The sequence below is a fragment of the Pseudomonas sp. TE21394 genome (genome assembly GCF_054057835.1).
In genome coordinates, this window is record NZ_JBSRZR010000001.1 from 1,276,160 (window position 1) to 1,291,216 (window position 15,057).

Genomic DNA, 15,057 nt, shown 5'->3' on the forward strand with positions numbered 1-15,057 from the left:
TTGGGCAGGGTGTACGTGAGGGCAGCAACTATAGCGCAAATGCTTGCGTAATACCCGGTGCAGCGCGTGAGGTGTGACTCGGGTCGCGCGAATGACTGGCCCGATCGTTACACTATGGCCATTAGTTGAAGCGGGGCCTCTTCGCGCCCCAGACTGAACAGGGACTCCAATGTCGCAACTGGCCACCGACTGGCAGCACCGCCCCACTCACCACAACGTCTGGGCGCTGGCTGCGCCGATGATCCTGTCCAATGTCTCCGTCCCGCTGGTAGCCCTGGTCGACAGCACCGTCATCGGCCACCTGCCCCACGCCCACCAGCTTGGCGCCGTGGCCGTAGGCGCCACGCTGTTCACCTTCATGGTCGGCCTGATGGGCTTCCTGCGCATGGGGTCCACCGGTTTCGCCGCCCAGGCCGCCGGGCGTGGCGATGGTGTTGCATTACGTCAGGTGCTGGTGCAAGCGCTGTTGCTGGCGGTGGCCTTCGCCCTGCTGATCGGCATGCTGGCGCTGCCCTTCAGCCAGTTGGCCTTGCACGCGATGCAGCCCAGCGCAGCCCTGCAGCAAGCCACCGAGGACTTCTTCCACACCCGCCTGCTCGGCCTGCCGGCGGCATTGGCCAGCTATGCGCTGGTTGGTTGGTTCCTCGGCACCCAGAACGCCAGGGCGCCGCTGGCCATCCTGCTGACCACCAACCTGCTGAATATCGCTCTGAACCTGTGGTTCGTGCTTGGTCTGGACTGGGGCGTACTGGGCTCGGCGCGAGCTTCGGTGATCGCCGAATGGAGTGCCGCCCTGCTCGGCCTGGCTCTCACCCGTCCAGCCCTGCGGGCCTACCCGGGGCATATCGTCTGGCCGGCGCTCAAGCGCTGGGAGGCCTGGCGCCCGCTACTGGCGGTAAACCGCGACATCTTCCTGCGCAGCCTGGCGCTGCAGCTCGTGTTCCTGCTGCTCACCGTACAAGGCGCGCGCCTGGGTGAAGCGACCGTAGCGGCCAACGCGCTGTTACTCAATGGCCTGCTGCTGACTGCCTATGCGCTCGATGGACTGGCGCATGCGGTGGAGGCCTTGTGCGGACACGCCATAGGCGCCGGTGAGCGCGATACCCTGCGCCGCTCGCTGGTGGTGGCCTGTGGCTGGTCGCTTATCACCAGCCTGGGGTTTGCCGGGTTGTTCCTGCTGGGTGGGCACCTGTTCATTGATTTGCAGACCGACATCGAGAGTGTGCGGGCTGCGGCCTATCCCTATTTGCCGTACCTGGCATTGCTGCCATTGATTGCCGTGTGGAGTTATTTGCTGGACGGATTGTTCATAGGCGCGACCCGAGCGCGCGAGATGCGTAATGCAATGCTGGTATCGGTGGGGATTGCGCTGCCCTCGGGAATGCTCATGGGCGGTCTGGGCAACCATGGCTTGTGGTTGGCGTTTCTCGGGTTCATGGCGTTGCGCGCAATTACCTTGGGCTGGGTGGGATGGAGGCTGCACCGACAGAACCAATGGATTGCGAAAGCCCAGGCGACCGGCGCGAAAATGCGATAGCCGGTCTATCAGATCCGGCTTACAACCCATGGCGCAAAGCCCTACAGACCGATTGTTCCGACGGAGTCACTGTCGCCATTCCTCACCCCTTCGGAAAAATCCATGACCTTTTGCCAATTCAGACTATCGCTTGTTTTCGGCGTGCTGAGTGCAGCGCTCTCGGTATCACCCCGGCTTGCCGCCCAGCACCAGGACCCCGTCCTCGAAACCGCCCAGCTTATCGAGCGCGAACTTCAGGCACGAGTTGGCTATGCCATCCATGACACCGGTAATGACCGTGAATGGCGCTATCGGGACTACGAACGCTTTCCGATGGCCAGCACCGCCAAGACCTTGGCGTGTGGCGCCCTGCTCAAGCAAGGGCAGGCTGCAATGACCCAGACGGTACTCTTGCAGCAGGAAGACATCCTGCCCTACGGACCGGTGACCAGGAACTGGGTCGGAAAGAATGTATCAGCCTCGCAGCTTTGTGCCGCAACCCTTGCGACCAGCGACAACACGGCACTGAATGGCGTACTGAAAGTCTTGGGCGGGCCGCAGGCCGTGACTGCTTTTCTGCGAAGTATCGGCGACCAGACCACACGCACCGACCGCACCGAACCTGAGCTGAACGAAGGTCGACCTGGCGATTTACGCGATACGACCACTCCGCGGGCCATGCAACAGACATTGGAGGCACTGTTGCTGGGCAATGCTCTGGACTGCACAGCAAGAGCGCAACTGACCGAATGGATGGAAAACAACACGGTCAGTGGCGCACTTCTTCGAGCCGGCATTCCGAGCGACTGGCGTATTGCGGACAGAACCGGTAACGGGGGCTTTGGTACGCGGGGTGCAATTGCGGTCATCTGGCCGCCGGGACGAGCGCCCATTGTCGCTGCCGTCTACCTGACCGAGACGCCAGCTTCCCTGCAGCAGCGCGACGCCGCCATTGCCGCCATCGGCCGGGCTATCACATCTGCAGTGATGCGCGAGCCGGTTGACGATAAATCAGGCAAGGGGCCAGCCACGGCCCCTTGCATGTCGATCACGACGACAGGTACGACGACCGCGTCAGGCCAAGGCGCAGGGCATCCAGGTACTGGGTCCGCTCACGCGCGGTGATCCTGGCACTGGCGACCTTGTCGCGGTAGTGAGTCATCAACTCCTCGGGCGACAGGTGCACGTAGCGCAGCATGTCCTCGATGGTGTCGTGGGTCTCGATACCGGCGTGGTACACGCTGCCGTCGGCGTTCTGGTAGATGTTCACCGAGTCGGTGTCACCAAACAGGTTGTGCATGTCGCCGAGAATTTCCTGGTAGGCGCCGACCAGGAACACGCCCAGCAGGTAGTCCTCACCCTCCTTCACCGCATGCACCGGCATGCTGGTCTCGATGCTCTGCTCGTCGACGTACTGGTTGATCTTGCCGTCGGAGTCGCAGGTCAGGTCCTGCAGCACGGCCCGGCGCATCGGCTCTTCGTCCAGGCGATGCAGCGGGATGATTGGCAGTACCTGGCCGATGGCCCAGGTGTCCGGCAGGCTCTGGAACACCGAGAAGTTGCAGATGTACTTGTCGGCCAGCTTGTCGTTGAGTTCGTCCAGCACCTGGCGGTGCGAGCGCTGGCGGGCTTTCAGCGAGTTGTGCAGGCGGCGGCACACGGCGAAGTAGCACTGTTCGGCCAAGGCCTTCTCGGCCAGGCTGATCTTGCCATCGGCATACTGCGCGGCCACATCACCCATGTAGTGGGTCGCGCGCCAGTAGGTTTCGGTCACCATCTCGATGTCGGTCGGGCCAAGCAGGTCGGCCAGCCACTGCACGGTTTCGGGCAGGGACTCCTTGTTTTCGATGGTCGGCACGTCGTCGTTGTGCTTCTCGACATCCGTTACCTGGATCACCAGCATGGCGTGGTGCGCGGTCAGCGAGCGGCCACTCTCGGAGAAGATGTGCGGGTGCGGCAGGCCTTGCGCATCGCAGAATTCCTTGAGCATGCCCACCACCACGCCGGCATAGTCGTCCATGTCGTAGTTGATCGAACTGGCATTGCGCGAGTGGGTACCGTCGTAGTCCACACCCAGGCCACCGCCGACGTCGATATGGTCCACCGGCAGGCCCAGTGCACGTAGCTCACCGTAGTAACGGATGGCTTCCTTGAAACCGTGCTGGTAGTCGGCCAGGTTGGCGATCTGCGAACCCATGTGGAAGTGCAGCAGGCGAATGCCCTGGTCCAGGCCAGCATCGCGGAAGCGCTGCACCACCGAGATCAGCTGGGCAGCGGACAAACCGAACTTGGACTTCTCGCCACCGGTGTCGGCCCACTTGCTCGAGGCCAGCGACGACAGGCGTACACGCAAGCCGACCTGTGGCTTGACCTTGAGCTCGGCGGCCTCGTCGATCACCAGGGCTACTTCCGACTCTTTCTCGATGACGATGAACACGTTGTGGCCAAGCTTCTGGCCCATCAGCGCCAGGCGGATGAACTCGCGGTCCTTGTAACCGTTGCAGACGATGGTGCCGCCCTTCGGCGCCAGTGCCAGCACCGCCAGCAGCTCGGGCTTGGAGCCGGCTTCCAGGCCGATGGAAACGTTTTGCGTGGCGATGATGTTTTCCACCACCGCCTCCTGCTGGTTGACCTTGATCGGATACAGCGCGGTGTACTTGCTCTGGTATTCCAGGCGCGCGATGTTGGCATCGAAGGCACCGGTCAGTTGGCGCACGCGGTCCTGCAGAATGTCGGGGAAGCGCACCAGCAATGGCAGCGACAGGCCACTCTGGCGCAGTTCGTCAACCTGTTCGAACAAGTCGATCGGTGCGCTTTGCGGGCCATTGGGGCGCACTTCGACGCGCCCGGCTTCATTGATGGCGAAATAACCAGCGCCCCAATGGCGGATGCCATAAACACTGCGGCTGTCGGCCACAGTCCATTGGCTACCATCGTCTTTGCGTGTGCGTCGTACGGACATTCAAGTCCCCTATAGATAAGTCGAAGACACTGCCCCGCAACGAGGCGGGCGCAGTGTAAAAGCCAAAAATGACGATTCATCCGTGCCCAAGGTAGACCCTGGTCACGGCAACGAGTTTAGAAAGCGCTGGGCAAAAAAGTGCGTGGCCGCATCAGCCACCGGACTTTTTCGCCTTGAAACCCTGCTTGATCAGTTCGCCGATCAACAGCTCGACATGGTCGCCCTGGATTTCGATGACCCCATCCTTCAGGGCGCCACCGGTACCGCAACGGCGCTTGAGGGTGGAGGCCAGCTCCTTGAGCTGTTCGAGCGGCAGCGGCACGCCGCTGACAGTGGTCACGGTCTTGCCGCCGCGCCCTTTGCTTTCGCGGCGCACGCGGGCGATGCCATCCCCTTCGGGGACAGCCTGCTGCTTGCAGATACAGGCATCCACCGGCTGGCTGCAGTCGGGGCAGTGCCGACCGGCGTCGGTGGAGTAAACAAGACCGCCAAGGGCGGCGAAGGAAGAAGCTTTCTTGGCCACTTTTGTTCCTCTGTGCTGAGGACAAAAACTGGTCGGCGGGAGCCGACCGCGAAGCCCCACTCTGGCAGGGGCGGCGCTACTGCCGCAAGACCTGCGGCAGCCCGAAAAGGGCGCGCAGTTTAACGATAAATGCGGCCGTTGCTAAGTACCGGATTGCGCCATTTTGCGAAAGTTTTGCGACTATCCGCGGGCCGGTACTGCCAACACAGCTATCCCTGGCTGGCCTTGTAGCGCTGCAACGCGGCCAGCGAGTCCGGGCAATACGGCTTTGCCTGGCGCTCCTGCTCGACCTGCTCCAGGCCAATGAAGCGTGCCTCGATCACTTCCTCCGGCTGCAGCCGCAACGGCGCATCCGACACTGCCGAATACACCGCACACCACAAGCGGTTATCCGGCTGATCGAAGTAGAAGCGCTCGTGGAAGCGCAACTCGACACCATCGATGCCCAGCTCTTCAGCCAGCTCGCGCGCCGCCGAATCGGCATAGGCCTCCCCGGCCGTGACCATGCCGCCTGCCGCCACATCCCAATAGCCCGGGTACAGTGCCTTGCTCAGGGTACGCCGGTGCACACACAGCTGGCCGGCGCTATTGAACAGCAGAATGAAGGTACACCGCCCGATCAGGCCGCGCTCGCGGAGCTCGGCACGTGGCAAGGCCCCCAGCACCTGGTCGGCTTCATCTACCCAGGTGACCAGCTCGCGGTCGGAAGCCGCCCGATGGGCGGCCTCGCCAAGGCTGATAGCCATCATCAACCCTGCGACAGCAGCTGACGCAGGTCGATCACTGCGGCGTTGGCCCGGGAAATGTAGTTGGCCATGACCAGCGAGTGGTTGGCCCACATGCCGAAGCCGCTGCCGTTGAGCACCATCGGGCTCCACAGGGCTTCCTGCGAGGCTTCCAGCTCACGGATGATCTGGCGCACGCTGACCGTGGCGTTCTTCTTCGCCAGCACATCGGCGAAGTCGACCTCGATCGCGCGCAGCAGGTGCGACAGCGCCCAGGCCTGGCCACGGGCCTCGTAGAACACGTTGTCGATCTGCAGCCATGGAGTTTCCACCAACTCCTCGTCCACCTGCGGCGCCTGGCCGGCAACCACCGACTCAGTCTTCAGCGTGCTGTTGAGCTTGACCCGGCCAACACTCGCCGACAGGCGCTGCGACAGCGAACCCAGGCGGGTGGCCACGTCACCCAGCCAGTTGTTCAGGTTGTCGGCACGGGTATAGAAGATCGCGCCCTTGTCGCCGGCCGCCAGACGGGCCTGGTAGCGGCTGAGCGACTTGATGCCCTCCTCGAACTCCGATTCGCTCGATGGCAGGATCCAGCTCTTGTTGTCGAAGTTGAAGCGCGGCTCGGCCTTGGCCAGGTCGGCATCTTCGGTCGACTGCGATTGCGAGCGGGCGAAGTCCTTGCGCAGGGCACGGGACAGGTCGCGCACCTGAACCAGCACGCCGTACTCCCAGCTCGGCATGTTGTCCATCCACAGCCCTGGCGGGAAGCGGTCGTTGGAGATGTAGCCACCCGGCTTGTTCAGCAGGGTACCAGCTACGGTCTTGAGGGTTTCGAGAGTGGTGTAACCCACCACCATCTGCTGGCCGGTACGCTCAGCGGCAGCCTGGGCGTTCTGCTGCACCGGGAATAGGGCCGGCTCCTGGCTCCAGTACCAACCCAGGCCGATGCACACCAGCAGGTACAACCCGATGAGGGTCCCCAGCGCACGGCTCCAGAGGCCGCCAAGGTAGCTACGGGCGGCGGCACCACGGCCGTCGACACGCTCACGGGGCTCGGCTTGGGCCTCGCGGTTTTTCCAGTCCAGCATGGCTTTGTCCTTAATCAGTCACGACGGTTCAGGGGCTTGGACCACAGGCCTGTGCCAGGGTGCCACGGCAAGCCCGTGTCGCAGCACTATAAAGCAGACACCGCCTTACGCATAAGCGACCAATCGGTCGGCAACTGAATATTCGTTCTGTCCGCTTTGTTGATGCACAGCACTCGCGCAGCAGGAAAGAACTGCTAGCATAGAGCCATCATCGCCCCTGCACCTCCCCACCCTACAAAGTAGCCAGGTCATGAGCCAAGCAGTCGAGCCGAGCCCGCAGTGCCCCGTCCAACAGCTGACGCGTAGCGGCCTGCGCAAGGATGACCCACTTGGCCAACTGCTGCGGCCGCCGCTGCGCAAGCCGGTGTACATCCTGCTGCAGGACCACGAACGTGCCCAGCGCCTGGCCCAGCAACTGGAATTCTTTGGCCTCGTGGTGCAGGCGCTGGCCAGCGCCGCGGCCTTTCACGCCTCGATCGAGGAATACCCACCGTCGGCCATCATCATGGATGTCGATTTCACCGGCCCCGGGCATGGCCTGCTGCTGGCGGCCCAGGTGCAGCAAGGTCTGGCCCGGCACATTCCGCTGCTGTTCTTCAGCCACCACGAGACCGACACCCCGACCCGCCTGGCCGCCGTGCGCGCCGGCGCCCAGGACTTTCTCACCGGGACCCTGGAAGCATCCAGCCTGCTGGAAAAGGTCGAGCGACTGACCAATGCCGCCCCGCACGACCCCCTGCGCGTGCTGATCATCGACGACTCGCGCACCCAGGCCCTGTATACCGAGCGCGTGCTGGCCAGCGCCGGCATGCTCACCCGCAGCCTGACCGATCCGATCCGCACCATGGCCGAGCTGGCCGACTTCCAGCCCGACCTGATCATCCTCGACCTGTACATGCCCGCCTGCACCGGCCCCGAGCTGGCCAAGGTCATCCGCCACAGCGACCGCTATGTGAGCGTGCCGATCATCTACCTGTCTGCCGAGGACGACCTGGACAAGCAACTGGATGCCATGAGTGAAGGCGGGGATGATTTCCTGACCAAGCCGTTTCGCTCACGCCAGCTGATTACCACCGTGCGCAACCGTGCCGCCCGTGCCCGGCACCTGAAGGCGCGCATGGTGCGCGACAGCCTGACCGGGCTGTACAACCACACGCACATCCTGCAACTGCTTGAAGATTGCAGCTTCCGCGCCCGCCGCGAGCAACAACCGTTGAGCTTCGCCATGCTCGACATCGACCACTTCAAGAAGATCAACGACCGCCACGGCCATCCGATGGGCGACCGGGTGATCAAGAGCCTGGCCTTGTTCCTCAAGCAGCGCCTGCGCAAGACCGACTTCATTGGCCGCTATGGTGGTGAAGAATTTGCCATCGTCATGCCCAATACCGCGCTGGATGCGGCGCACAGGGTACTGGATGAAATCCGTCGGCGCTTTGCCGAAATTCTCTACCCGGCCCAGCCGCAGGATCTGAGGTGTACCTTCAGCGCCGGGGTGGTACAGCTGGATGAGGGGCTGGATGCACTGACCATGGCCAGCGCGGCAGACGAGGCGCTGTACCGTGCCAAGCATGCGGGGCGTAATTGCGTGGTGCGTGTTGAGCCCTGAGATCTGACTGTACCGGCCTTCTGCGGACAAGCCCGGGCAGATGCCGACCCAGGGAAAGAACAGAGGCACTGTGCCACTTTTTCTCTGGTACCGGCCCCTTTCGTCATCACTCCTTCACACAACCGCAATAACTTCAGCCACCGACTCCCCTCCCGCAGGAAGCTCGTGGCTATGCGCCTGAAGTGGCTGACCAATTTCAACACCCTGTTGCTGGTAACCGTGTGTATCGCCCTGGGTGCCACCCTGTGGTGGTCGCAGCGGGCCCTGGAGCGCCCCTATCAATTGATGGAGCGCTACCTGGGCCTGTCCCAGCAGTTCCAGCAGCAGGCAGCCGACAACATCCAGGCCTACCTGGCCAGCGGCGATGCGCTGCGCCACGCTGCGGCCATGCAAGCCAACCAGCAACTGCAAGCGGCGCTGGCCGAATGGCCCGAGGAAATGGCCGGCAAACTGCGCCCTAGCCTGGACAGCCTGCAAGCCTTCACCACCGAGGAACTGCTGGCCGCCGGCAAGCTGGCTGGCGACCCCCAGGCGTTGCTGCTGCAGGCCGAGCGGGAACTGGGGGCCAACTTAGAACAACTGGCCGGCTATGCTCGCGACAGCGGCAACGCCAACGCCGACCGCTACCTGCTGCCCCTGCTGGATGCCACCGTGCACCTTGGTCGCCTGTCATTGGCCCGGGACAAGCTGGTCAGCAGCCGCCGCCCGGAACTGGCCGATGAAGTTGAACGTGAACTGCAGCTTATTCGCACCCAGGCCCAGATCATCGACAGCCTGCCGCTGCTCGGGGTAACCCGTGCAGCCGAATCCGGCGCCGACGACTTCGCATCGATGATGGGCCTGGAGACTCAAGCCAGCACCCAGCAGGAAGACGTCGCCATTGGCCTGAAACGTGAGTTGCAAAGCCTGCTCAGCCGCTACCCGGCCGAACTGCAACGCACCCGCGACCAGATCGAGCGCCGAGCCGCCCTGGCCGCCAGCACCGGGCAGCGTCTGCAGGCGGTGCAGCAGGCCATAGCGGCGCTGGAACCTGAGGTACGCAGCCAGCACGCGACGATAGCCGCCGAAGTGCGCAGCATCCAGAGCCTGATGATTGGCCTGATCCTGCTGATCGCGCTGCTGATCGACACGTTGCAACGGCGCCTGGCGCGCACTCTGACCGGCCTGGCCCCGGCCCTGTCGCGCTGGGCCGAAGGCGACTTCGCCAAGGCCATCGCCCTGGGCAAGAGCAACCGCGAACTGCACGACATCCAGGATTCGCTCAACCGCCTGCGCCAGTATCTGGTTGAGCTGGTCGGCACCATCCGCCACAACGCCGAACAGGTGGCCGGCAGCAGCCACGCCCTTGCCGGCATGAGCGCCGCTCTGCACGACGGCGCCGAACGCCAGGCTGGCGACACCGGGCAGATCCGCGATGCCCTGGGTGAGCTGGAAGCGACCATCCAGCAGGTGGCCGGTGATGCCAGCGCAGCCGCCGACGCCAGCCGCGATGCCGGTCGCGCGGTGGAACAGGGGCAGGCGGTGATTGGCCAGAGCCTTGCGGGCTTGCGCGACCTGGTCAATGAAGTGCAGGGCAACGCCCGCATGATCGAGCAACTGGCAGAAGAGTCGGCCACGATCGGTGGCGTGCTGACGGTGATACGCTCGATTGCCGAGCAGACCAACCTGCTGGCGCTGAACGCCGCAATCGAGGCGGCGCGTGCCGGCGAGATGGGCCGCGGTTTTGCCGTGGTGGCCGATGAGGTGCGTTCGCTGGCGCAGCGCACCACCGGGGCAACCGGTGAGATACAGGCGCTGATCGACCGCCTGCAGCAGGCCGCCAGAAGTTCGGTGACCGGGATGCGTGCGCAACTCGAACATGCCGAGGCCACCGCCAGCCAGGCCCAGGCCGCAGACGGCGCGCTGGACGAGATTGTCCGCGCCATTCGCACCATCTTGGATACCGCAGTGCGGATTGCCGACGTCACGGCGCAGCAGAGTGGCGCAGTGAGCGAAATCCGCGACCACAGCCAACGGATTCACGCGCTGGGCGAGGACAACCTGCAGCGTATCGGTGAGGGGCGCGAGCAAGGCGAGCAGTTGTTGAGCCTGGGCGGCGAACTGAACCGGGCGGTACGGGCGTTCAGGGTCTGAGCAGACCTACGCTGTACCTTTGTCGAAGCGGCCATGTATCGCCCGCTGTACCCGCATGGCCCCAATCAGCAGCAACTCCGCTATCATGCCCGGCACGTTCGACCTCGCGAGTCCGCCATGCGCCGCCTGTTTTTCCTGCTGTTCCTGCTGCTGGCCAGCCCCACCTTCGCCACGGGCCTGCTCGACAACCGTCCCAGCGCCACCCTCGGCGCCGCTTCGTTGTCCAACAATGCCGACTTCCTGCCGGTGCACGAAGCGTTCAAGCTCAACCTGGTCCAGGCCGATGGGCAAACCATCAAGCTGCGCTTCGTCGCCACCGATGGCTATTACCTGTACCGCCACCGCTTCCAGTTCCGTACGGAACCAGCCAACGTCGCCCTGGGCACACCGAACATCCCAAAGGGCGAAGCCAAGCACGATGAGTTCTTCGGCGACGTCGAGGTATACCACGGTGTGCTCGACATCGAACTGCCGCGCAACGACCCACGTGCCTTCACCTTGCTGGTGGGCTACCAGGGCTGTGCCGACAAAGGCCTTTGTTACCCACCGGAAACCGCACGCCTGAGCATCGATGGCGAAGCCGCCGCGGGCACACCGGCCAGCACCGAACAGGGCTGGAGCTGGAAGTCGCTGCTGCTGTTCTTCCTTGCCGGGGTCGGTCTCACCTTCACACCTTGCGTGCTGCCCATGCTGCCGATCCTCTCCGGCGTGGTGCTGCGCGGCCAGGCCGGCGGCCTGCGCGGGCTGGCCCTGTCACTGGCCTATGTGCTGCCGATGGCGGCCAGCTTCGCGGTACTCGGCGCCCTGATGGGCCTGTTCGGCGCCGGCCTGAACCTGCAGGCACGCTTGCAATCGGCCTGGGTGCTGGTGCCCTTCGCACTGTTCTTCGTGGTATTCGCCCTGGCCATGTTCGGCCTGTTCGAGCTGAAGCTGCCTCAGGCCCTCAACCAGCGCCTGAATAATGTCGCCAACCACACCCGGGGGGGCTCGCTGCTGGGCGCGGCGATTCTGGGCGTACTCTCCAGCCTGCTGGTGTCGCCGTGCGTTTCAGCTCCCCTGGCCGGTGCGTTGCTGTACATCAGCGCCAGCGGCGACGCCCTGGGCGGCGCCCTCAAGCTGTTCGCCCTGGGCCTGGGCATGGGCGCACCGCTGCTGCTGGTAGCCACCGGTGGCGCGGCCTGGCTGCCGAAAAGCGGGCCTTGGCTGAACACAGTGAAAAATGCGATCGGTGTGCTCTTGCTGGGCCTGGCCATCGGCCTGCTCAGCCGTGTGCTGCCGGGCCCGTTGACCTTGCTGCTGGTCGGTTTCCTGGCAGCGGGGGTGGCACTGTTCCTTGGCGCCCTGGAGTTCGTGGTCAAGACCACGCGCCAGCGCCTGGCACAACTGCTCGGCCTGGCTTTGCTGGTGTATGCGCTGGCGTGCTGGTACGGCGCCCTCAGCGGCCAAGGCGACCCACTGCGACCGTTGCCACCGCCAGCCGTTGCAAATACCGGAAACACCTCGGCGACACCGGAGCAGGCCTGGCAAACCGTCACCACCCCTGCTGCCCTGGACGCGGCCCTGGCCCAGGCCAGGTCAGCCGGCCAACCGGTATTGCTGGACTGGTACGCCGACTGGTGCATCAGCTGCAAGGTGATCGAGCGCGAAGTGCTGACCGCCCCGCAAGTGCAAGCCCAGCTGGCCGGTTTCAAGCTACTGCGTTTCGATATCACCGAGAGCAATGCCGAGCAACGCACACTGCTCGACCGCTACAAGCTGTTCGGCCCGCCTGTTCTGCTATTTTTTGCTGCGAACGGCAGCGAAATTACCGCTGATCGGGTCATCGGTGAGATAAACACCGGTGAATTTGCGCAAATTCTTACACGCGTACGCAGCAAAGTCGGTCTATAACTTCCCGCGCGCAGTTAAAAATCTCAAATCAGTGACCAGATCAAGCCATTTGGTCACATACTTCGCGCGAACCTCGGTCATCGTGCTGCCTATTGCCGGGAACTGGACACTTGCCGTCGCTTTACGGCACACTCGCCGCGCTGTGTCGAATTGCCCTACAACCCAAGGAATCGCAGATGGCAACGCTACTGGTGCTCCACGGCCCCAACCTCAACCTGCTCGGTACCCGCGAGCCTGGCCACTACGGCGCCGTGACCCTGGCCCAGATCAACCAGGACCTGGAGCAACGTGCCCGCGCCGCCGGCCATCATCTGCAATACCTGCAGAGCAATGCCGAGTACGAACTGATCGACCGTATTCACGCCGCACGCAACGAGGGTGTGGACTTCATCCTGATCAATCCGGCTGCTTTCACGCACACAAGCGTTGCATTACGTGACGCGTTGCTTGCGGTGAGCATCCCATTCATCGAAGTGCACCTGTCCAACGTGCACAAACGCGAACCGTTCCGCCACCACTCCTACTTTTCCGATGTTGCCGTAGGGGTGATCTGCGGCCTGGGCGCCAGCGGTTATCGCCTGGCCCTGGAGTCTGCACTGGAACAGCTGGCTGCCAACGCACAGCCCAAATGATGAAAACCCTGGCCTCGGTGGGCCAGGGTTCGAGAGAAACGTTTCAGATACGTTTTTTGTATTTCGCCCCCTGACCGAACCTTTGGGAGTTGATGATTAATGGATATCCGTAAAGTCAAGAAACTGATCGAGCTGCTGGAAGAGTCTGGCATCGACGAACTGGAGATCAAGGAAGGCGAAGAGTCGGTCCGTATCAGCCGCCACAGCAAGACCCCTGCTGCCCAGCAGTACTTCGCACCGGCCCCGGTTGCCGCTGCGCCTGCCGCTGCCCCGGTTGCCGCTGCTGCTGCCCCGGCCGCCGAAGCCGCAGCTGCCGCCCCAGCCCTGAAAGGCACCGTGATCCGCTCGCCGATGGTCGGCACCTTCTACCGCAAGCCTTCGCCAACTTCGCCGAACTTCGCTGAAGTGGGTCAGAGCGTGAAGAAAGGCGACACCCTGTGCATCGTCGAAGCCATGAAGATGATGAACCACATCGAAGCCGATGTTGGCGGTGTCATCGACGCCATCCTGGTAGAAGACGGCCAGCCGGTTGAGTTCGACCAGCCGCTGTTCACCATCGTTTGAATCGCGGAGAGCCAACGATGTCTGGGAAGCTCGAAAAAGTCCTGATCGCCAACCGCGGGGAAATTGCCCTGCGGATCCTGCGTGCCTGCAAAGAGCTGGGTATCAAGACCGTCGCCGTGCACTCCACTGCCGACCGTGAACTGATGCACCTGGGCCTGGCAGACGAGTCGGTCTGCATCGGCCCTGCATCGTCCAAGGATTCCTACCTGCATATCCCGGCGATCATCGCTGCCGCCGAAGTCACCGGCGCCACCGCGATTCATCCGGGCTACGGCTTCCTGGCGGAAAACGCCGACTTCGCCGAGCAGGTGGAAAAATCCGGTTTCGCCTTCATCGGCCCGAAAGCCGACACCATTCGCCTGATGGGCGACAAGGTTTCGGCCAAGGAAGCGATGATCAAGTCGGGCGTACCGACCGTACCGGGCTCCGATGGCCCACTGCCGGAAGACGAAGAAGTCGCCCTGGCGATTGCCCGTGATGTCGGCTACCCGGTGATCATCAAGGCCGCCGGTGGCGGTGGTGGTCGCGGCATGCGCGTGGTGCACAAGGAAGAGGACCTGATTGCCTCGGCCAAGCTCACCCGTACCGAAGCCGGTGCTGCCTTCGGCAACCCGATGGTCTACCTGGAGAAGTTCCTGACCAACCCACGTCACGTGGAAGTGCAGGTCCTGTCCGACGGCCAGGGCAACGCCGTGCACCTGGGCGACCGTGACTGCTCGCTGCAGCGCCGTCACCAGAAGGTACTGGAAGAAGCACCAGCCCCGGGCATCGACGAGAAAGCCCGTCAGGAAGTGTTCAAGCGCTGTGTCGATGCGTGCATCGAGATCGGCTACCGTGGTGCGGGTACCTTCGAGTTCCTGTACGAGAACGGCCGTTTCTACTTCATCGAGATGAACACCCGTGTGCAGGTTGAGCACCCGGTGTCGGAGATGGTGACCGGTATCGACATCGTCAAGGAGATGCTGAGCATCGCCGCTGGCAACAAGCTGTCGTTCCGCCAGGAAGACGTGGTTATTCGTGGCCACGCGCTGGAATGCCGTATCAACGCCGAGGACCCGAAGAAGTTCATCCCGAGCCCTGGCAAGGTGAAGCACTTCCACGCCCCGGGTGGCAACGGCGTGCGCGTCGATTCGCACCTGTACAGCGGTTACTCGGTTCCACCGAACTACGACTCGCTGATCGGCAAGCTGATCACCTACGGCAAGGACCGCGACGAAGCCATGGCGCGCATGCGCAATGCCCTGGACGAGATTGTCGTCGACGGCATCAAGACCAACATCCCGTTGCACCGCGACCTGGTGCGTGATGAAGGTTTCTGCAAAGGCGGCGTCAACATTCACTACCTCGAGCACAAACTGGCCAACCAGGAGTGATCGTGTAGTGTGATGCACCAGGACCCCGGACTTGTTCCG

At 63.3% G+C, this 15,057-nt stretch carries 11 protein-coding genes and 1 pseudogene; 8 read left to right on the forward strand and 4 right to left on the reverse strand.

Translation table 11 applies throughout. From position 1 onward, the window contains the following. Window positions 1-169 precede the first annotated feature (169 nt). Window positions 170-1,537 (forward strand): MATE family efflux transporter, encoded by a 1,368-nt coding sequence (locus ACVWZT_RS05940; protein ID WP_457468574.1) that lies wholly within the window; start codon window positions 170-172, stop codon window positions 1,535-1,537. 102 nt (window positions 1,538-1,639) lie between these two features. Further along, window positions 1,640-2,506 (forward strand): annotated as a pseudogene (bla, locus tag ACVWZT_RS05945) (class A beta-lactamase); the annotation flags it as partial. 58 nt (window positions 2,507-2,564) lie between these two features. On the opposite strand, the gene speA reads toward bla, so the two are convergent. From speA to ACVWZT_RS05965, 4 genes are all read right to left on the reverse strand, one after another. Then, on the reverse strand, window positions 2,565-4,478 hold the full coding sequence (speA, locus tag ACVWZT_RS05950; RefSeq protein ID WP_296235529.1) for an arginine decarboxylase: 1,914 nt from the start codon (window positions 4,476-4,478) through the stop codon (window positions 2,565-2,567). A gap of 151 nt (window positions 4,479-4,629) precedes the next feature. Further along, window positions 4,630-5,001: a translation initiation factor Sui1 gene (locus ACVWZT_RS05955; RefSeq protein ID WP_457468577.1), complete on the reverse strand. Its 372-nt coding sequence runs from the start codon at window positions 4,999-5,001 to the stop codon at window positions 4,630-4,632. 209 nt (window positions 5,002-5,210) lie between these two features. Continuing rightward, window positions 5,211-5,747, reverse strand: a complete 537-nt coding sequence (locus ACVWZT_RS05960) for an NUDIX hydrolase (RefSeq protein WP_457468579.1) — start codon at window positions 5,745-5,747, stop codon at window positions 5,211-5,213. Between the two features lie 2 nt (window positions 5,748-5,749). Further along, on the reverse strand, window positions 5,750-6,817 hold the full coding sequence (locus ACVWZT_RS05965) for a DUF2333 family protein (protein ID WP_457468581.1): 1,068 nt from the start codon (window positions 6,815-6,817) through the stop codon (window positions 5,750-5,752). A 250-nt stretch (window positions 6,818-7,067) separates the two neighbouring features. On the opposite strand from ACVWZT_RS05965, the gene ACVWZT_RS05970 reads away from it, so the two are divergent. The 6 genes from ACVWZT_RS05970 (at window position 7,068) to accC (ending at window position 15,018) form a co-directional block, all read left to right on the forward strand. Next, window positions 7,068-8,426 (forward strand): diguanylate cyclase, encoded by a 1,359-nt coding sequence (locus ACVWZT_RS05970; protein ID WP_296235525.1) that lies wholly within the window; start codon window positions 7,068-7,070, stop codon window positions 8,424-8,426. A gap of 1,353 nt (window positions 8,427-9,779) precedes the next feature. Continuing rightward, window positions 9,780-10,559 (forward strand): methyl-accepting chemotaxis protein, encoded by a 780-nt coding sequence (locus ACVWZT_RS05975; RefSeq protein WP_457472029.1) that lies wholly within the window; start codon window positions 9,780-9,782, stop codon window positions 10,557-10,559. A gap of 117 nt (window positions 10,560-10,676) precedes the next feature. Next, window positions 10,677-12,449, forward strand: coding sequence for a protein-disulfide reductase DsbD (locus ACVWZT_RS05980; RefSeq protein WP_457468582.1), 1,773 nt, complete (start codon window positions 10,677-10,679; stop codon window positions 12,447-12,449). A gap of 176 nt (window positions 12,450-12,625) precedes the next feature. Continuing rightward, the gene (gene aroQ, locus ACVWZT_RS05985) at window positions 12,626-13,081 is read left to right on the forward strand and encodes a type II 3-dehydroquinate dehydratase (RefSeq protein ID WP_003255330.1); all 456 of its coding nucleotides are present in this window, start codon (window positions 12,626-12,628) and stop codon (window positions 13,079-13,081) included. Window positions 13,082-13,180: 99 nt separating this feature from the next. Then, the gene (accB, locus tag ACVWZT_RS05990) at window positions 13,181-13,645 is read left to right on the forward strand and encodes an acetyl-CoA carboxylase biotin carboxyl carrier protein (RefSeq protein WP_170028096.1); all 465 of its coding nucleotides are present in this window, start codon (window positions 13,181-13,183) and stop codon (window positions 13,643-13,645) included. 17 nt (window positions 13,646-13,662) lie between these two features. Continuing rightward, entirely contained in the window at window positions 13,663-15,018 is a 1,356-nt protein-coding gene (accC, locus tag ACVWZT_RS05995; RefSeq protein ID WP_296235521.1) for an acetyl-CoA carboxylase biotin carboxylase subunit, read from the forward strand. Window positions 15,019-15,057 lie beyond the last annotated feature (39 nt).